Annotated in this window: 14 protein-coding genes; 10 read left to right on the top strand and 4 right to left on the bottom strand. The window is 72.4% G+C overall.

The genetic code is table 11. From position 1 onward, the window contains the following. Window positions 1-32: 32 nt before the first annotated feature. The 5 genes from OEIGOIKO_RS33245 to OEIGOIKO_RS33265 all read left to right on the top strand — a co-directional run bounded on the left by OEIGOIKO_RS33245 (window position 33) and on the right by OEIGOIKO_RS33265 (window position 6,092). Window positions 33-1,322: an NtaA/DmoA family FMN-dependent monooxygenase gene (locus OEIGOIKO_RS33245; RefSeq protein ID WP_125059282.1), complete on the top strand. Its 1,290-nt coding sequence runs from the start codon at window positions 33-35 to the stop codon at window positions 1,320-1,322. A 4-nt stretch (window positions 1,323-1,326) separates the two neighbouring features. Then, window positions 1,327-2,130 carry a DUF1684 domain-containing protein gene (locus OEIGOIKO_RS33250; RefSeq protein WP_125057138.1) on the top strand — a complete coding sequence of 268 codons (804 nt, stop codon included), beginning with the start codon at window positions 1,327-1,329 and terminating at the stop codon, window positions 2,128-2,130. 288 nt (window positions 2,131-2,418) lie between these two features. Beyond that, complete coding sequence (locus OEIGOIKO_RS33255; RefSeq protein WP_125057139.1) at window positions 2,419-3,327, top strand: S1 family peptidase; 909 nt, start codon at window positions 2,419-2,421, stop codon at window positions 3,325-3,327. Between the two features lie 273 nt (window positions 3,328-3,600). Next, complete coding sequence (locus tag OEIGOIKO_RS33260) at window positions 3,601-4,581, top strand: slipin family protein (protein WP_125057140.1); 981 nt, start codon at window positions 3,601-3,603, stop codon at window positions 4,579-4,581. A gap of 446 nt (window positions 4,582-5,027) precedes the next feature. Further along, the gene (locus OEIGOIKO_RS33265) at window positions 5,028-6,092 is read left to right on the top strand and encodes a S1 family peptidase (protein ID WP_125057141.1); all 1,065 of its coding nucleotides are present in this window, start codon (window positions 5,028-5,030) and stop codon (window positions 6,090-6,092) included. A gap of 794 nt (window positions 6,093-6,886) precedes the next feature. On the opposite strand, the gene OEIGOIKO_RS33270 is transcribed toward OEIGOIKO_RS33265, so the two are convergent. Further along, complete coding sequence (locus OEIGOIKO_RS33270) at window positions 6,887-7,312, bottom strand: subtilase-type protease inhibitor (protein ID WP_125057142.1); 426 nt, start codon at window positions 7,310-7,312, stop codon at window positions 6,887-6,889. 540 nt (window positions 7,313-7,852) lie between these two features. Here OEIGOIKO_RS33270 and htpG point away from each other — a divergent pair. Further along, a complete protein-coding gene (htpG, locus tag OEIGOIKO_RS33275; RefSeq protein WP_125057143.1) occupies window positions 7,853-9,781 on the top strand; it encodes a molecular chaperone HtpG in 1,929 nt (642 codons plus the stop codon). Between the two features lie 117 nt (window positions 9,782-9,898). Here the strand turns inward: htpG and OEIGOIKO_RS33280 are convergent, their stop codons facing one another. Beyond that, window positions 9,899-10,612: a TetR family transcriptional regulator gene (locus OEIGOIKO_RS33280; RefSeq protein WP_125057144.1), complete on the bottom strand. Its 714-nt coding sequence runs from the start codon at window positions 10,610-10,612 to the stop codon at window positions 9,899-9,901. Window positions 10,613-10,740: 128 nt separating this feature from the next. Between OEIGOIKO_RS33280 and OEIGOIKO_RS33285 the strand changes: the two genes are divergently transcribed. Both OEIGOIKO_RS33285 and OEIGOIKO_RS33290 read left to right on the top strand, forming a co-directional pair. After that, window positions 10,741-11,505 carry an SDR family NAD(P)-dependent oxidoreductase gene (locus OEIGOIKO_RS33285; protein WP_125057145.1) on the top strand — a complete coding sequence of 255 codons (765 nt, stop codon included), beginning with the start codon at window positions 10,741-10,743 and terminating at the stop codon, window positions 11,503-11,505. 114 nt (window positions 11,506-11,619) lie between these two features. Next, complete coding sequence (locus OEIGOIKO_RS33290) at window positions 11,620-12,069, top strand: hypothetical protein (protein WP_125057146.1); 450 nt, start codon at window positions 11,620-11,622, stop codon at window positions 12,067-12,069. Between the two features lie 36 nt (window positions 12,070-12,105). Here the strand turns inward: OEIGOIKO_RS33290 and OEIGOIKO_RS33295 are convergent, their stop codons facing one another. Next, the gene (locus OEIGOIKO_RS33295) at window positions 12,106-13,185 is read right to left on the bottom strand and encodes an ABC transporter permease (protein ID WP_125057147.1); all 1,080 of its coding nucleotides are present in this window, start codon (window positions 13,183-13,185) and stop codon (window positions 12,106-12,108) included. 243 nt (window positions 13,186-13,428) lie between these two features. Between OEIGOIKO_RS33295 and OEIGOIKO_RS33300 the strand changes: the two genes are divergently transcribed. Both OEIGOIKO_RS33300 and OEIGOIKO_RS33305 read left to right on the top strand, forming a co-directional pair. Further along, window positions 13,429-17,151: a DNA polymerase III subunit alpha gene (locus tag OEIGOIKO_RS33300; RefSeq protein ID WP_125057148.1), complete on the top strand. Its 3,723-nt coding sequence runs from the start codon at window positions 13,429-13,431 to the stop codon at window positions 17,149-17,151. Then, a complete protein-coding gene (locus OEIGOIKO_RS33305) occupies window positions 17,148-18,218 on the top strand; it encodes a DNA polymerase Y family protein (protein ID WP_174857259.1) in 1,071 nt (356 codons plus the stop codon). The genes OEIGOIKO_RS33300 and OEIGOIKO_RS33305 overlap by 4 nt, the downstream gene beginning before the upstream one ends. Here OEIGOIKO_RS33305 and OEIGOIKO_RS33310 read toward each other — a convergent pair. Then, window positions 18,182-18,844 (bottom strand): pyridoxamine 5'-phosphate oxidase family protein, encoded by a 663-nt coding sequence (locus OEIGOIKO_RS33310; RefSeq protein WP_125057149.1) that lies wholly within the window; start codon window positions 18,842-18,844, stop codon window positions 18,182-18,184. The two genes, OEIGOIKO_RS33305 and OEIGOIKO_RS33310, sit on opposite strands and share 37 nt — an antisense overlap. Window positions 18,845-19,045 lie beyond the last annotated feature (201 nt).

Genomic DNA, 19,045 nt, shown 5'->3' on the forward strand with positions numbered 1-19,045 from the left:
CGGCCCCGGCCACCGCGCCCGGCCTGCGGCGCATGCACCTGGCGGCGCACTTCCCCGGCGTCAACAACACCACCGTCTGGACCGACCCGAGGGCCGGTTCGCAGATCGACTTCGCCTCCTTCGAACACCTCGCCCGTACCGCCGAGCGCGGCCGCTTCGACTTCTTCTTCCTCGCCGAGGGGCTGCGGCTGCGCGAGCACAAGGGCCGCATCCACGACCTCGACGTGCTGGGCCGCCCGGAGTCGATCACCGTACTGAACGCGCTGGCGGCCGTCACCGACCGGCTGGGCCTGGCCGCCACCGTCAACACCACCTTCAACGAGCCCTACGAGCTCGCCCGGCGGCTGGCGACCCTGGACCACCTCAGCGCGGGCCGCGCCGCCTGGAACGTGGTCACCACCTCCGACGCGTTCACCGGCGAGAACTTCCGCCGCGGCGGCTACCTCGACCACGCCGACCGCTACACCCGCGCCGCCGAGTTCGTCGCCACCGCCCGCGCACTGTGGGACTCCTGGACGGCCGGGGGCGTGCCGCGGCCGGTCACCCATCACGGCCCGCACTTCCGCGTCCGGGGCGCCTTCACCCTCCCGCGCAGCCCGCAGGGCCACCCCGTCATCATCCAGGCGGGCGACTCGGCGGCCGGCCGCGACTTCGCCGCCGCCACCGCCGACGTGATCTTCTCCCGGCACAGCACGCTCGCGGCCGGTCAGGAGTTCTACGCCGACGTCAAGGGCCGGCTGGCCGCCCACGGCCGTACCGCCGACTCCCTCAAGATCATGCCCGGCGTCACCTTCGTCCTCGGCGACACCGCGGCCGACGCCCAGGAACGGGCCGCCACGATCCGCCGGCAGCAGGTCTCGCCGCAGAACGCCCTGCTGGCCCTGGAACAGGTCTGGGGCGTGGACCTGTCCGGGTACGACCCGGACGGGCCGCTGCCGGACATCGACCCGGACCCCGGCTCCCAGCTCGCCCAGGGCCGCGTCCGGATCGCCGACCCGAAGGCGCTCGCCGACCGCTGGCGGGCACTGTCCGAGGCCAAGGGCCTGTCCATCCGGGAGACCGTGATCGAGACGACCGGGCGGCAGTCCTTCGTCGGCACCCCCGCCGCCGTCGCCGAGGAGATGACCGCCTACGTGGCGGCCCGCGCGGCGGACGGCTTCATCCTCGTACCGCATCTGACCCCCGGCGGTCTGGACGACTTCGTCGACCGGGTGGTGCCGTTGCTCCAGGAGCGCGGCGTGCTGCGGACGGAATACGCGGGCACGACACTGCGCTCACACTTGGGGCTGCCGGATCCGGTACGTCCCGTAGGGAAGGACTGACCGTATGAGCACCACGAGCAGCACCGGCACCCAGGCCGAGCGGCACTGGCAGACCTGGCACGAGCGGCGCACCGCCGAGATCGCCCTCCCGTACGGCCCGCTCGCCCTGACCGCCACCCACTGGCTCGCCGCCTTCCCCGACGGCCGCCTCGACGGCGTACCGGGCCACTGGAACGCGGACGGCGACGCGGTGCTCCTGCGCGCGGCCGCCGCCGACGGGCTGACCGTCGACGGTCTCCCGCTGGACGGCACCGTACGGCTCGGCACGGACGGCGCCCCCGCGACGGCCCGGGTGACGCACGACGGCCGGCGGCTGCCGGTGCTGCGCCGCGACGGGGAGTGGGCCGTACGGATCTTCGACCCCGAGTCCGCGGCCCGGCGCGCCTTCGGCGGGATCGACGTCTTCCCCTATGACGAGCGCTGGGTACGGCCCGGACTGTTCCGGCCGTACGGCGCGGCACGCACGGTCCAGGTGCCCAACGCCGACGGGCGGGAGCGGGGCCTGGGCCTGGCCGGTGAACTGGCCTTCACCCTCGACGGCGACGAGCACACCCTCCAGGTCGCGGTCGAGGCCGACGGCACCCTGTGGGCCGTCCTCGCCGACGCCACCAGCGGCACGGACAGCTACCGCTTCCGCTTCCTGCGGACGCCGGCCCCCGCGGCCGACGGCACCGTGCCGGTGGACCTCAACCGCACCCTGCTGCCGCCCTGCGCCTTCGCCGACCACTTCGTCTGCCCCTTCCCGCCGCCCGGCAACACCCTGCCCTTCGCACTGCGCGCGGGAGAGCGGAACCGTATCGCGGACTGAACCGTCGAACCTCCGACCGAGGGGGTCAACCACCGTCCCGGCAGCGTGAGTTGATGCTGCCGGGACGTGTGTTGCGGACAGGCCCGGTGCGGTCGGCGCGGGCATGCGTACGGACTTCGGGCGGGCGTCCGAAAGGCACCCTTGCGCGGGCGGGCCGGTCCCTCGAAACTCCCGAGCAGCGCTGTCCGGGGCCCGCACCGGAAGGACGTGCGGAGTCCCGCGGGCCCGCCGGGCAGCGGCACACGGACCTGCCCACCGGCAGGTCTTCCGATCCCCTCGGAGGTAGCAGTGAGGTTCGAGCGCACTACCCCCCGGAGCGGCATCGCGAGACGCGGACGGCTGATCGCCGTCGCGTCCGGGCTGGCCGCGATCGGCGCGATGGCCCTGCCGACCGCCCACGCGGGCGAACCCGCCCCGCCCACCACGTTCAGCGCGTCCCAGCTCGCCGCCGTGAGCGACTCCGTACGCTCCGCGGACGTCGCGGGCACCGCCTGGGCCGTCGACCCGAAGACCGGCAAGGTGGTCGTCCAGGCCGACAGCCGGGTCACCGAGGCCCAGCTCGACAAGATCAAGCAGGCCGCGGGCGCGAACGCCGGTGCGCTGAAGGTGGAGCGCACACCCGGCGTGCTGCGCAAGCTGATCTCCGGCGGCGACGCCATCTACGCGACCAGCTGGCGCTGCTCCCTCGGCTTCAACGTCAAGAAGGGCAGCACGTACTACTTCCTGACGGCCGGTCACTGCACCGACGGCAACCCGCCCTGGTACACCAACTCCGCGCGCACCACGAGCATCGGCCCGACCGCCGGTTCCAGCTTCCCGAACAACGACTACGGCCTGGTCCGGTACAGCAACAGCAGCGTGTCGCACGAGGGCACGGTCGGCGGCCAGGACATCACCAAGGCCGGCAACGCGACCGTCGGCCAGAACGTCACCCGCCGCGGCTCCACCACCGGCACCCACACCGGCAAGGTCACCGGCCTGAACGCCACCGTCAACTACGGCAACGGCGACATCGTCTACGGCATGATCAAGACCACCGTGTGCGCCGAACCCGGCGACAGCGGCGGCCCGCTGTACGCCGGGAGCACGGCACTCGGCCTGACCTCCGGCGGCAGCGGCAACTGCTCCTCCGGCGGCACCACGTACTTCCAGCCGGTCACCGAAGCGATCAGCGCGTACGGGGTCAGCATCTACTGACGCCCCGGGCCGTCCGGTACCGACGCCCGGGGCCGCCCCGGTCCCGGCGTGCCGCGCCCGGACGGCCTTCGCACACCGCACCGCCGCCACGCAGCCGGCAGCACCCGGGCCCCCGTCCGCACCCGCGGGCGGGGGCCCGTCGCCGGCGTGCGGCAGGCGGGAACGCGGCGCCGGGAGCCGGGCCGACGCGCACCCTCGACCGTTCCCGGGGCCGGTCATACCGTGGTGCGCAGGCACGAACGCGGACATGGGCGCATACGGCAGGGGGCCGTGATGGTCGAGGAACTGGTGGCGGCCGGGATCGCGCTGGCTTCGGCGGGCGCGCTGTACGTGGTGGCGGCGGCGCGGGTGGTCAAGCAGTACGAACGGGGTGTCGTGCTGCGGCTGGGCAGGCTGACGTCGGTCCCGCGCGAGCCGGGGTTCACCATGATCGTCCCGGGTGTCGACCGGATGCGTAAGGTCAACATGCAGATCGTCACGATGCCGGTGCCCGCCCAGGAGGGCATCACCCACGACAACGTGACGGTCCGGGTGGACGCGGTGGTCTACTTCAAGGTCGTGGACGCCGCCGACGCGGTGGTCAAGGTCGAGGACTACCGCTTCGCGGTCTCCCAGGTCGCCCAGACCTCGCTGCGCTCCATCATCGGCAAGAGCGACCTCGACGATCTGCTCTCCAACCGGGAGAAGCTCAACCAGGGGCTGGAAGTGATGATCGACAGCCCGGCGCTGGGCTGGGGCGTGCAGATCGACCGGGTGGAGATCAAGGACGTGTCGCTGCCGGAGACCATGAAGCGGTCGATGGCCCGCCAGGCGGAGGCCACCCGCGACCGGCGGGCCCGGGTCATCAACGCCGACGCCGAACTCCAGGCGTCCAAGAAGCTGGCCGAGGCGGCCCAGGCGATGTCCGACCAGCCCGCCGCGCTGCAACTGCGGCTGCTGCAGACGGTGGTGGCGGTCGCCGCCGAGAAGAACTCCACGCTCGTGCTGCCGTTCCCGGTGGAGCTGCTGCGCTTCCTGGAGCGCTCCGGTCTCCAGGCGCAGGCCCGGACGGAGGCGTACGAGCGGCGCGGCGCCGGGGCCGGGGCCGCGCCGGAATCCGGGCCGGGGACGGGGCCGGCCGTCCGGCCGGAAGCCGTGGAACCCGGTCCGGCGCCCGCGGCCGCGCCGCGCACCGACCCGGTGTCCGGAACCGCGCCGGGTGCCGAAGCGGCGGCCGCGCTGGAGGAGTTGCCGGAGGCGGAACAGCTCCCCTGACACGGGAGCGGTGGTTCCCGGGAGCGGAAAAACTGTCCTGGTGTGCGAAGGAAGTCCCCCGCTGGGCTGAATCTCCGGTGCGGCTTTCCGGCGCCGGTGGGCGAAGTCCGGCCTGGAGCGTCGGTTTTCGGACAGGTGTAGACCGCGCCTGAGGCCCGTTCCGGTCCACTCCAAAGTGTTCGTTTGGTGTCCGCACAGGGAAACGACGTGCGCGGATATCGGAACGCGGGGCGAACGACCGGTCGGACGCGTTCCGTTCTCCAGACCGGATCTCGTTCTTGTGCGCGAGCCCCGTTAATCGGAATACTCAAGACCGCGCATTGGCATGGACGCGACTTCCTGCGGCAGGCTGCGCAGGCAACTCCCGTTCCGTGTCTGTTCCTCAACACCCTCCGGGCCCGCGGCCCCCCACACACCGCGGCCCATCCCCCACGGAAGGCATTGAGTTGAAGCACCGACGGAATACTCAGCGGCGCGCAGTCCTGGCCGGCGCGGGCGCGCTGGCCCTCGCGGCCACCGCGACGCTCACCCTGGCCAACGCCAACGCGGCGGACGGGCCGGCCGCGAAGCAGCTGACACCCGCCGCGGCCACCGCGCTCGCATCCCAGCTCGACGGCCACGCGGCCGGTTCGTACTACGACGCGGCGGCGAAGAAGCTGGTCGTCAACGTCGTCGACCGGGCGGCGGCCGACGCCGTACGGGCCAAGGGCGCCGAGGCGAGAATGGTCCGGCACAGCCTCGCCCAGCTCGACGCGGCCCGGCAGACGCTCAAGCAGCAGGCCACCATCCCGGGTACGGCCTGGGCGATGGACCCGCGGACCAACAAGGTCGTCGTCACCGCCGACCGCACGGTCTCGGGCGCGAAGCTCGACAAACTGAACAAGGTCGTCAAGAGCCTGGGCAGCAAGGCCACGCTCCGGCACAGCAAGAGCGAGTTCACCCCGTTCATCGCCGGCGGTGACGCGATCTGGGGGAGCAGCTCCCGCTGCTCGCTCGGCTTCAACGTCGTCAAGGGCGGCCAGCCCTACTTCCTGACCGCCGGGCACTGCGGCAACGCCGTCAAGTCGTGGTCGGACAAGCAGGGCGGCCAGGAGATCGCCAGTACCGAGGACTCCAAGTTCCCGGGCAGTGACTACGCCATCGCCAAGTACACCGCGGACATCGCGCACCCGAGCGAGGTGAACACCTACGGCGGCAGCCCGCAGAAGATCACCAAGGCCGCCGAGGCGACCGTCGGCCAGAAGGTCACGCGCAGCGGCAGCACCACCCAGGTGCACGACGGGACGGTCAAGGCGCTCAACGCGAGCGTCAACTACCAGGAGGGGACGGTCGAAGGGCTGATCCAGACCGACGTCTGCGCCGAGCCCGGCGACAGCGGCGGCGCGCTGTACGACGGCGAGTCCGCGGTGGGCCTGACCTCGGGCGGCAGCGGCAACTGCTCCTCGGGCGGCGAGACGTACTTCCAGCCGGTCCCGGCGGCCCTGAAGGCGGTCGGCGCGGAGATCGGCTGACGCCGGCCGGGCCGTGCCACCGGCCGGTCGTGCGGCCGATGTCCTGAGCGCGGTCATTCGGTAGCGGAACGGCCCCCGGCGGCAATTGCCGCCGGGGGCCGTTTGCCGTTTTCCGGCGTTGCGAACGGGTGGCGCGGGACGCGGTGCCGGCGGCCGGCAAAAGAATAGGAAAGGAGGCTGTGTAAATACTGCCGGACGGGTGGCTTCCGGTCGGGTGGCAGGCGGCGCCCCATGTCGCAGCCTCCGTCGGCGGCGCGGCCACGCATCAAGGGAATCGTTTTCATGAAGCGGCGCGGGCCGTTGAAATGTTGACGGGAATGTCATGCGACCCGCCCATTCGAAGGAGTGTGAGGCAGCTCTCAGGGGGGTCGCTTTCCGGGAAAGTGATCGCCAAATGTCCGGTATGCGGGTGTTTAGTCGCCGTGGTGTGCGGCGACTTCAGGAAGTCTGGAGCTCTTTGCCGAAATGCCCTTCCGGCTTTTCCCGTGCAACGGCCGGAACGGATTTGCCAAGCCCGTTGCGGCTGGCTCTAATGATGCATCAGCCCGGCGGCCGAAAAGAATCCGGCGAGCCGCCGGTGAGCCGCGCGCCGTGCCGTTCCGGCGGGCGGTGCGAGGGCTTCCGTGCTGCCGTCCCGTGGAGGGGGCGGGGCGGCGGCACGGTGCGCGGCCGCGCGCGGAGCGACGACAGGGGCCGGCCCCCGGGCATCCGCGGGGGTGCCCGGGGGCCGGCCGGTGGCGCGGCGGCGACGGGGCGGCCGCGCCGTTCAGCGGATCGCCGCCCGGTCGGGTCCGTCAGAACTCGAAGACCAGGCCCTTGCCGCCCTCCATCGCGCAGGGGTTGGCGAAGGTGTGCTCGTAGGCGACGCGGCGTCCCTGCCAGACACCGTTCGCGGTGACCGTGACGGGGTTCCACTCCTTGGTGCACATACGGTCCGCCGCGGACTTGGTGATCGCGTCGAAGTCGCCGTTCGCGGTGCGCAGCTGAGCGCAGGCGGCACGCGCCGCCGGGTGCGAACCGGTTCCGGACGAGCTACAGCTCAGCGTCACCGCGCGCTGGATGGAGGCCGTAGCGGCGTTGTCCCCGTACCCCACGGTGAGGACCAACTCCGAGGGTGCGTACAGGCTCTTCGGCGTCGCGGGCTGCGCCTGGGCCGTGGTGGCCAGACCGCCGAGCACGAGCGCCGCGCCGAGCGCGATCCCCCCAGTGATGTACCGCATTTTCGAACTCTCCTTCGGTTGTCGTCTCGAATGCCGGACGGTGAGGAGTCTGGCCGAGGTGCGACAGGAAAGCACATCGATCGGTTACTTCCAGTCGTTGGTTGAAAACGCTGTGTGGTGGCGTGAAGTGATGTGACGGGCGTTTCGGTGTGTGATGTGTGCTATGCCGTGCGGTCAGCCAGAACATCGGGGGAGTGGGGTTCCGGCCGGGTCGGGTGTGCGGCGAAAAGCGGCCAACTCCCGTTGTTCGTGGGGGTGCAGGGGGCTCGTGGGGGTTCGTCGCTAATGGCCGAAGTGCGGCTGCCGAGGGAGCGCGCCGGGGCGTGGCGGGGTGTGAGAGGCGTCAGCGGGGCGCGCGATGTGCGACTCGCGCCCGCCGTGCGCGCCACCATCCGCACCACCGCTCGAACGTCAGTCCGCACTGCCGTTCCCCTGCCGGCCGTGCGACGGTGCGGGGGAAGCGCGCATACGTCCTGACCGGCTCATCTACAGTTCTCGGGACGGTCCGCCACCTGGTGACACAAGAAGGAATTGACACATATGCCGACCGAGACGTTCGAGTTCCAGGTAGAAGCACGCCAGCTCCTGCAGATGATGATCCACTCGATCTACTCGAACAAGGACGTTTTTCTGCGCGAGCTGATCTCCAACGCCTCCGACGCGCTGGACAAGCTGCGCCTCGAAGCGCTGCGCGACGAGTCGCTCGACGCCGATGTCTCCGACCTGCACATCGCCATCGAGACCGATGGCGAGGCCCGGACGCTGACCGTCCGTGACAACGGCATCGGCATGTCGCACGACGAGGTGGTCCAGCTCATCGGGACGATCGCCAACTCCGGCACCGCGAAGTTCCTCCAGGAGCTGAAGCAGGCCAAGGACGCGGCCACCGCGGAGGGGCTGATCGGCCAGTTCGGCGTCGGCTTCTACGCCGCGTTCATGGTGGCCGACGAGGTCACGCTGGTCACCCGCCGCGCCGGACAGAGCGAGGGCACCCGCTGGTCGTCGACCGGCGAGGGCACGTACACCGTCGAGCCGGTCGAGGACGCGCCGCAGGGCACCGCGGTGACCCTGCGGCTCAAGCCGGTGGACCAGGAGGACCAGCTCTTCGACTACACCTCCCGCTGGAAGATCAGGGAGATCGTCAAGCGGTACTCCGACTTCATCACCTGGCCGGTCCGGATGGCCCCCGAGGCGCCGGCGGACGGGGAGCAGGCGCAGGACGCCGAGGACGGCAAGGCCGCGGCCGGGCCCGAGACGCTCAACTCGATGAAGGCCCTGTGGGCGCGCTCCCGGGACGAGGTGAGCGACGAGGAGTACCACGAGCTGTACAAGCACATCAGCCACGACTGGTCCGACCCGCTCGAAACGCTCCGGATGCAGGCGGAGGGCACGTTCGAGTACCAGGCGCTGCTGTTCCTGCCGTCCCGCGCGCCCCAGGACCTGTTCGCGCGCGAGCACCGGCGCGGGGTGCAGCTCTACGTCAAGCGCGTCTTCATCATGGACCACTGCGAAGCGCTGCTGCCCGAGTACCTGCGCTTCGTCAAGGGTGTCGTCGACGCCCAGGACCTCTCGCTCAACGTCTCCCGCGAGATCCTCCAGCAGGACCGCCAGATCCAGCTGATGCACCGCCGGCTGGTGAAGAAGGTGCTGTCCACCATCAAGGAGATGATGGCGCAGCGACCGGAGAACTACGCCACGTTCTGGGGCGAGTTCGGCCGGGTCGTCAAGGAGGGCCTGCTCAGCGACCACGAGAACCGCGACGCCATCCTGCGCATCGCCTCCTTCCCCACCACCCACGACCAGGAGAAGCCGGCCACCCTCCAGCAGTACGTCGAGCGCATGAAGGAGGGCCAGGAGCACATCTACTTCATGACCGGCGAGTCCCGTACCGCCATCGAGAACTCGCCGCACATGGAAGCCTTCCGGGACAAGGGCTACGAGGTGCTGCTGCTGACCGACCCGGTCGACGAGGTGTGGGTCGAGACCGTCCCCGAGTTCGACGGCAAGGAGCTGCGGTCGATCGCCAAGGGCGAGGCGGACCTCGCGAAGGAGGAGTCCGAGGAGGACAAGGCCGAGCGGGCCAAGCGGCAGGAGGACTTCGCCGGACTGCTGGCCTGGATGACGGAGCGGCTCGGCGACGAGGTCAAGGAGGTACGGCTGTCCTCCCGGCTGACCGTCTCCCCGGCCTGCGTCGTCTCGGACACCGACGACGTGACCCCGGCGCTGCGCAACATGTACCGCGCCATGGGCCAGGAACTGCCCGAGGCCAAGCGCATCCTGGAGCTCAACCCCGGCCACCCGCTGGTCGAGGGCCTGCGCAAGGCCCAGGCCGAGCGCCCCGACGACGCGGACCTCGCCGGCACGGCCGAACTGCTGCACGGCATGGCGCTGCTCGCCGAGGGCGGCGAACTGAGCGACCCGGCCCGCTTCACCAAGCTGGTGGCGGAGCGGCTGGAGCGCGCGCTGTAAGCGCGCCGGCACGGCTCGTTCCGTAATACTGCCGCCGGGTCCTTCGTGGGCCCGGCGGCTTCATGTCCGGTGCCGGACGGGCTGTGCGGGCCGGGCGGTGGTGTCGTCCGGCGCCGGTCAGGCACGCGGCGCGGGCGTCCGGCGCCGGTCCAGCCCGGACAGGCCGGCCGTCAGCGCGCGCATCCCCCGCACCACCAACTCGGCAGGATCGAGCGCCGCCTCTTCCGCCGCAACGTGCTCCTCCTCTTCCGCCGCCCACGTCTCCACCGCGACCCGCATCGCGGTGTTCGCGGCCGCCGCCGCGAGCCGCACCTCCGCCGGGCCACCGTCCGTCAGCCCGGCGAGGACGGGGATCAGCGCCTCCTCGGAGTCGTGGTGCACCCGGTGCCAGACCGAACGCAGCGCCGGATCGTCCCGCATCACCCGAAGCAGCCCGCGCGTCCACCGCAGCGCCTCGGCGGCCTGCTCGTCGGACGGCGTCAGCGCCTGCCGGGCCGCCCGCTCCAGCACGTCCCGCACGGGCCGGCCGTCCGCCTCCGCCGCCACAGCCATCCGGCGCAGGTCCGCGAGCCACTGCCGTACGCCGACGGCCAGCAGCGGCGCGACCGCGTCCTCCTTGGTGCGGAAGTACCGGTAGAAGGTGCGCAGGGCGACACCGGCGGACCGGGCGATGTCGTCGGCGGTGACGGCGCTGCCCCGCTCGGCGAACAGGGCCGCCGCGGTGCGCGCGATCTCCAGCTGGGTCTCCGCCTTGCGCCGCTCGGTCAGGGAGGGCGCGGCGGGCGGCAGGGGTGCGGGAGCCGGTGCGGTGGGGCGCGGTGCGGTGGGCATGGGACGAGCTTACGTCGCCCGTACGACGAAGTGGCTCGCTACGCCGAGGTGGCACATTGTGCCACCTGGGCGTACGGTGCCGGTGTCGTCCGCGGCGGACGCGGACACCGAAGGCAGGAGAGAGCCACATGGAGCGCTTCGACGGACGCCGCGTCCTGATCACCGGAGCCGGGTCGGGCATCGGGCAGGCCACCGTCCACCGGGTCCTGGCCGAAGGCGGCCGGGTGGTGGCCGCCGACATCAGCGAGGCCGGGCTGAAGGCCACCGCCGAGCGGGCCGCGGCGGACGGCCACGGCGACCGGCTGAGCACCGCGGTCCTGGACATCGCGGACGAGACCGCGGCGCGCGCGGGCGTCGCCGCCGCCGTCGAGGAGCTGGGCGGCCTGGACGTCCTGGTCAACGCGGCGGGCATCCTGCGCGCCTCGCACACCCACGAGACCACCCTGGACGCCTTCAACCGGATCGTCGCGGTCAACCTGACCGGCACCTTCCTGATGATCCGCGAGGCGCTGCCCGCACTGCTGCGTGGCCGGGCACCGGTGGTGGTCAACTTCAGCTCCACCTCCGCCGCGTTCGCGCACCCCTACATGGCGGCATACGCGGCCAGCAAGGGCGGCATCCAGTCCATGACCCACGCCATCGCGAGCGAGTACGCCAAGCAGGGGCTGCGCGCGGTGTGTGTGGCGCCGGGCTCGGTGCGCTCCGGCATGACCGACGACCCGGGCCTGCCCGCAGACGCCGACATGACCCTGTTCGGAAAGCTGCTGCCGGCCATCGGCGAGGGCTTCGCGCCCCCGGAGACGGTCGCGGGCGTCATCGCGATGCTGGCTTCCGAGGACGGCGCGTTCATCACCGGTACGGAGATACGTATCGATGGCGGGACGCACATGTGAGACGCGCCTGAGACCGGCAGCCCGCCGCAGACCACTCGCCTGCTGGAATTGCTTCGCCCCGGCTCAACCGGGCCGGGGCGAAGGAAGAAAGGAGGGTATTGAGATCATCAGGGGATGGCCAGCAATGAGATCCAATTCGACTGTGAGCGCCGCGAGGATTACGGCGACGGGCTTGAGGTCGTCCCCTGCATCGACGGAATACCGTTCACCGACCTGATCGACACGTTCGAGACCGGAGCCGGGATGCAGCCCGCAGGCGACGCCTACGGCGGTATTTTTCCGCGGCTTTCCCGGCTGGGTCCGGTGGAGGACTACTTCCATGGCCGGTCCGCCGACGTACTGGGGATGACAGTCCTGCTCGGCTGTCAATGCGGCGAGCAGGGTTGCTGGCCGCTCATGGCCCGTATCGCCGTGACGGGCGAGTTCGTAATCTGGGACTCTTTCGAGCAGCCCTACCGCCCGGAACGCGACTACACGGCGTTCGGCCCCTTTCAGTTCGACCGGAAGCAATACGGTGACGCCGTACAGGCTCTGAGCGCGAAAATCAGATCCGACGACGCATGAGCACACCCCGTCCGCCCCTCCGGCAGTGTTGCGCGCTCACTGCCGCACCTCGCTGCGGTTGATCACCGTCCGGCCCTTGGTGAGGGCGGAGAAGAGCAGGGTCAGGGCGGTGCCGGCGACGGCCCACGCGGAGAGCACCAGGAGGGGGCCGGTCACCGCGTTGCCGTGGAAGTACGCGATGGAGCGGGCCACCCAGGTGCCCGCACCGGGCGGCAGCGCGGGGCCGATCACGCGCCAGAAGTCCGGCAGCAGGGGGTACGGGTAGGCGCCGCCCGCGCTGGGGTTGCCGGCGATCACCACCACGAGGATGGTCAGGCCGATGCCGACGATCCCGGCGACGGCCTGGAAGGCGAAGGTGGTGGCGCCCACCGCGAACACGATCAGCGCGCCCAGGCCCCACAGTCCGTACAGGCTGCCGGGCATGGCTCCCAGGACGGGGCCGATGACGACGGCGCCGGCCAGGCCGGTGAGCACCGAGTAGACGGCGAGCGCGGCCAGCCGGATGACCGCCCGCTTGAGGTTGACGGGGCGGGCGCCGAAGCTGATCGCGAGGATCGCGGCGCACAGGTAGCCGCCCACGCACCAGCCGACCACCAGGTAGAACGAGGACAGGCCGCGGGTGTCGTCCTGGTCGGCAGGGGCGATGTCCTGGACCTGTACGGTGCGCTGCTGCGCCTTCTCGGCCTGGGTGACGACCTGTTCGACGGCCTGGGACAGCGAGGCTCCGGAACCGCTGGCCACCAGCAGCTTGTCGGTGGTGCCGCGCGGGTCGACGATCAGCGCGCCGTCGATGTCCCGCTCCTTGATCTGCCGTGCCGCGTCCGCCTCGGAGGAGGCCGTACGGGGGTCGAGCGGGGAGCCCGGCAGCTTGTCGAGCTGTTCGACGAGCTGTCCGCTCATCTGCTGGGGCGCGACGACCGCGAGCGGTACGTCCTTCGGCTTCGGGGAGTGGAAGGCGCCCGCGTACGACGCGATGAACAGGGCCGTCAGGGCCAGTACGCCGATCATCAGCAGGGCGGCCCGCCCCGAGATGGCGTCCTTCACCTCCCCGAGGAAGCTCCGGTCCCGGGTGTCCTGGTCCCGGATGCCGCGGGTGCCGTCGTCCGCCGTGGCCATGCGCTGCTCCCTCGCCCTGTGGTGCCGAGTAGGTCTTTGGTTATCAGGCCTTTTGCCCCATATCTTCCGGCGTATTACGGATCTTCGCAGGACGGGCGGGCTGATCGGGGCGGGGAGGGTGCGGGGTGGGCGGGGGCGGGTGCTGTTCGAATTTCGTACGGTTGTTCGAGAAAAGAGTTATGGTGGAACCGCGACGGGGGACGCAGCAACGGTCAGGGGGTGTACGAGCGGCAGGAGGCGCGGATGCCACGGTTCACGCATCTGCACACCGCCTCGGGATTCTCCCTGCGGTACGGCGCCGCCCACCCGGAACGGCTCGTCGAGCGCGCCGCCGAGCGCGGCATGGACGCCCTCGCCCTGACCGACCGGGACGGCCTCGCCGGAGCCGTCCGCTTCGCCAAGGCGGCGGCCGCGGCCGGTGTCCGCCCGCTGTTCGGCACCGAGCTGGCGGTCGCCCCGCCCGAGGGTGTCCGTACGGTACCGGGCGCCGCTCCGGGGACGGCCCGGCGGCGCGGTCCGGTGCGCGGCGGCGCCTTCGTCGACGAGTCGGCGGCTCGCGCCGCCTTCCTGGCCCGGGACGGTGCCGCGGGATGGGCCATGCTGTGCCGCCTGGTCTCGGCCGCGCACGCGGCCTCCCTGCCGGGCGACCCGACCCGGCCCGTACTGACCTGGACCGCCCTCACCGAAGCGGTACGCGCCGGGGCGCCGGACGCGGTCACCGTCCTGCTCGGGCCCGACTCCGAGACCGGCCGCGCGCTGGCCGCCGGGCGCCCCGACCGCGCCGCCCGGCTCCTCGCCCCCTGGCGTGAGCTGTTCGGTGACGCGCTGCGCCTGGAGGTCGTCGACCACGGCCGGACCGGCACCGGTCCCGGCTCGCTGCGCCTCGCCGCCCGCACCCTCGGCTTCGCCGTCGAACACGGCGTCCGGGCCGTACTGACCAACGCCGTCCGCTACGCCGACCCCGGCCAGGGCCCGGTCGCCGACGTCCTGGACTCCGCCCGCCGCCTGGTGCCGGTGGACCGGCACCGCCCGGGCGCCCGGGACAGCGGCGAGCGGTGGCTCAAGGACGCGAACGCGATGGGCCGCGCCGCCGAGCGGATCGCCGAGGCGGCCGGCCTCGGGCACGGCACCGCGCGGCGGCTGCTGGAGATGACCGAGGAGACGGCCGCGCGGTGCCGGGTCGACCCGGAGGACGACATCGGGCTGGGCACCGTGCACTTCCCCGAACCCCGCCTGGTCGGCGCCGCGCGCCGCACCGCCGGACGGGTGCTGCGCTCGCGCTGCGCCGCCGGGATGGTGCTGCGTGGCTACGACCGCCGCCGCACGTACTGGGAGCGGATGGACCACGAACTGGACATCATCGAACACCACGGCTTCGCCTCGTACTTCCTGACCGTCGCCCAGGTCGTCCAGGACACCCGGGACCTGGGCATCCGGGTCACCGCGCGCGGCTCCGGCGCGGGCTCGCTGGTCAACCACCTGCTGGGCATCGCGCACGCCGACCCGGTCGAACAGGACCTGCTGATGGAGCGCTTCCTGTCCACGCGCCGCGCGGTACTGCCCGACATCGACATCGACGTGGAGTCCGCGCGCCGTCTGGAGGTCTACCGCGCGATCTTCGACCGGTTCGGCACCGAGCGGGTCGCCACCGTCGCCATGCCCGAGACCTACCGGGTCCGGCACGCCGTACGGGACGTGGGCGCCGCCATGGGCATGGACCCGGCCGAGGTGGACCGGCTGGCCAAGTCCTTCCCGCACATCCGGGCGCGCGACGCCCGCGCGGCCCTCGCCGAGCTGCCGGAGCTGCGCGGCGTGGACGCGGACCGGTACGGGCCGATGTGGGACCTGGTGGAGGCGCTGGACGCGCTGCCGCGCGGCATGGCCATGCACCCGTGCGGGGTGCTGCTCTCGGACGCCTCGCTGCTGGACCGCACCCCTGTCGTACCGACCCGCAGCGAGATCCCGCACCGCGACGGCGAGGGTGGCTCGCCGCTGCCGATGTCGCAGTTCGACAAGGACGACGTGGAGGAGATGGGGCTGCTCAAACTGGACGTGCTGGGCGTGCGGATGCAGTCCGCGATGGCGCACGCGACCGCCGAGATCGGGCGGGCCACCGGCCGCACCGTCGATCTCGACGACCCGGCGCAGGTGCCGCCCGGCGACCCCGCCACGTACGGCCTGATCCGCTCCACCGAGACGCTCGGCTGCTTCCAGATCGAGTCGCCGGGCCAGCGCGACCTGGTCGGCCGGCTCCAGCCGTCCACCTTCCACGACCTGGTGGTCGACATCTCGCTGTTCCGGCCCGGACCGGTTTCGGCCGACATGGTACGGCCCTTCATCGAGGCCCGGCACGGCCGCAGGCCCGCCCGCTACCCGCACCCTGACCTGGAGGAGCCGCTGCGGGAGACCTACGGTGTGGTCGTCTTCCACGAGCAGATCATCGAAATCCTGCGGATCATGACCGGCTGCGACCGGGGCGAGGCGGACGAGAAGCGGCGCGCGCTGTCCAAGCCGGAGGTGCAGGGGCAGGTGCGCGCCTGGTTCGTGGAGCGGACCGGGCGGCGGGGGTACACCCCCGAGGTGATCGAACGCACCTGGGAGATCGTCGAGGCGTTCGGCTCGTACGGCTTCTGCAAGGCGCACGCGGTCGCCTTCGCGGTGCCGACGTACCAGTCCGCCTGGCTCAAGGCGCACCATCCGGCGGCCTTCTACGCCGGGCTGCTCACCCACGACCCCGGGATGTACCCGAAGCGGCTGCTGCTGGCGGACGCGCGGCGGCGCGGGGTGCCGGTGCTGCCGCTGGACGTGAACCGGTCGGCGGTCGCTCATCGAATCGAACTGGTGTCTGATGGTGGTGAGGGGAGTGGTCCGGCGGTCTGGGGCCTGCGGCTCGCCCTCGCCGACGTGCACGGCATGAGCGAGGCCGAGGCCCGGCGCATCGAGGACGGGCAGCCCTACTCCTCGCTGCCCGACCTGTGGCAGCGGGCCCGCCCCAGCCGCCCGGTGGCCGAACGCCTCGCCCGGGTCGGCGCGCTGGACGCCTTCGGCGCCAACCGGCGCGACCTGCTGCTGCACCTCGCCGAACTGCACGGCCGGCAGCGGGGCGTGGCCGAGGGGCAGCTTCCCCTGGACGCGGGGGACGGCGCCGCCGCGCCCGTCGAGGCGGTCGAACCGGCCGGGCTGCCCGACCTGACCGACGTCGAAAAGCTCAGTGCCGAACTGGGTGTCCTCGGCATGGACACCACCCGGCACCTGATGAGCGACCACCGGGAGTTCCTCGCGGAGCTGGGGGCGCTGCCCGCCAAGCGGCTGGGCGACGCCGAGCACGGGGAGACGGTGCTGGTCGCCGGGGCCAAGGCGGCCACCCAGACCCCGCCGATCCGCTCCGGCCGCCGGGTCATCTTCACCACCCTCGACGACAGTACGGGCCTGGTCGACTGCGCCTTCTTCGACGATTCCCACGAGGCGTGCGCGCACACCGTCTTCCACTCCTGGCTGCTGCTCGTACGGGGCACGGTCCAGCGGCGCGGGCCGCGCAGCTTCAGCGTGGTCGGCGCCGCCGCCTGGAACCTCGCCGAACTGGCCGAACTGCGCCGCGAGGGCGGGCTGGAAGCGGTCACCGCGCGCCTCGCCGAAGAGGGCCGGACGGCGGCGGAACAGGCCGGGCCGGTGGACGGCGGAGTGGGGGACGGCGGGCCGGTGGGCTCCGGGGTGCCGCGCCGGGTGCACACCGAGCCGGGCCGTGCGGGCTCGGCGGCGGCCGAGGCGACCTGGGCGGCGGACCGGGCTCCGGCACCGGCCGCCGCGTCCGGGCCCGGAGCGGACCCGGTGCCCGCGCCGGCCGGCCGTACCATCCGGCTGGAGACCGGCTACGAGCTGCACCCCTGGGCCGACCTCCGCCCGGCGGGCGAAGGCGCCGCCACCGGACGCAAGCTGTGGCACGCCAGCCCGGGGAGCGCGGGATGACCGGCCGGGACGGGGCGGCCGCCGGGGCCCCTGCCGAGATGCTGTACGTACGGTTCCGCGCCGCCGGTGACGGCGGGCCGGACGGAGACCGGGAGGCCCCGCCCGGCGAGGAGACCTACGAACAACTCCTGCGGCTGCTCGGCCAGTTCACGCCGGTGATCGAGGCGCTGCCGCCGGACGCCGCGCTGGCCGACGTACGGGGCGCGCTGCGCTACTTCGAACGGGACGCCGCCGGCATCGCCGAGCTGATCCGGCTGCGGGCGCTGGCCTGGTACGGCGTGCGGTGCACCATCGGTGTCGCCGGCAATCCGCTGCTCGCGCGGATGGCGGCGCAGGGCGCCGCGCCCGGCGAGGTGCGCCGGGTCCCCGGGGACGCCGTCGCGGACTTCCTCGACCGCAAACCGGCCGCCGCCCTGCACGGCGTCGGGCCGGCGACCGCGCGTGCCCTGTGTGCGTACGGACTGGACAGCGTCGGGCGGATCGCCGCCGCGCCGCCCGCGACCCTGCAGCGCATCCTCGGCGCGAAGGCGGGCCGGGCGGTGTACGACAAGGCCCGCGGGATCGACCCGAGCCCGGTCACCCCGAACGCCGCCGCCCGCTCGATCGGCGCCGAACACCGCTTCGCGCACGACGAACTGGATCCGGACCGGCGGCGGCGCGCGCTGCTCTCGCTGGCGGACGACCTCGGTGCCCGGCTGCGCGGCAGCGGCCGGGCGGCCCGCGCGCTCACCCTCACCGTGCGCTACGCCGACCGTTCCACGACGACGCGCACCCGGCGGCTGCCCGAACCGACCGCACACGGGCCCGCGCTGACGGACGCGGCGTACGCGCTGCACGCGGCGCTCGGACTGCAACGGGCCCGCGTACGGTCCGTGTCGCTGCGGGCGGAGGACCTGTGCCGCGCCGAACTCGCCGCTCGGCAGCTCACGTTCGACCCGGCCGAGGACAAGGCGCGCCGCATCGAGGCCGCCGTGGACCGGGCGCGGGAGCGCTTCGGCGAGGCGGCGGCCCGCCCCGCGGCGAAGTTCGCTCAGCCGTACAGCCGCTCCGCGTACCGCGGGCCGTAGTGCTCCTCCAGCTGCTCCAGCGGGGTGTCGGGGACCTCGACACCCTTGGCTATGCGGGCCCGTGAGGGCACCGCGTCGGGCCGCCAGCTCTCCGGCTGCCACATCCGGGAGCGCAGGAACGCCTTGGAGCAGTGGTAGAAGACCTCGTCGATCTCGACGAGCAGCACCAGCCGGGGGCGGTTGCCCCGGACGACCATGGCGTCGAAGAACGGGGCGTCGCGCAGGATACGGGCGCGGCCGTTGATGCGCAGGGTGTCGCCGCGGCCCGGGAGGACGTAGTTCAGCCCGACCTGCGGGTTGGCGAGGATGTTGCGGAAGCCGTCCACCCGCTTGTTGCCGGGGCGGTCCGGTATCGCGATCGTCGTGTCGTCCAGCACCGTGGTGAAACCGGCGGGGTCGCCCTTGGGGGAGACGTCGCACCGGCCCGCGGCGTCCGACGTGGCCATGTAACAGAACGGCGCGTGCGCCAGCCACTGCCGGTCCAGGTCGTGCAGCCGGTCGCGCACCTTGTACAGCGCGTGGTCGTTCGGCTCGCCGATCAGCTCTCGCAGCTCGCGCTCGGACGCGACCTCCGTGACCTGCCGGGTCCCGTCGGGCTCGGCCCCCGCCCACTCCCTCGTCGTCACGGCGCTCCCCCTCGTCGTCAAGGTCAACTCCCTTGACTGTACGGGACACCACTGACAACCGTCCGCAGCGGCGAATTTCCGGGATTCCTCCGCCGGAACGGGAATCTCCGCCCTGCCGCCCGTCGCTGAGAGATGACACGACGTGGAAAGCGCCACGGCCGCGCGCGCCTGCCGTGCTGTCACGCCGCACCACAGGGGAGT

The sequence above is a fragment of the Streptomyces paromomycinus genome (assembly GCF_003865155.1).
GTDB classification, from domain to species: domain Bacteria; phylum Actinomycetota; class Actinomycetes; order Streptomycetales; family Streptomycetaceae; genus Streptomyces; species Streptomyces chrestomyceticus.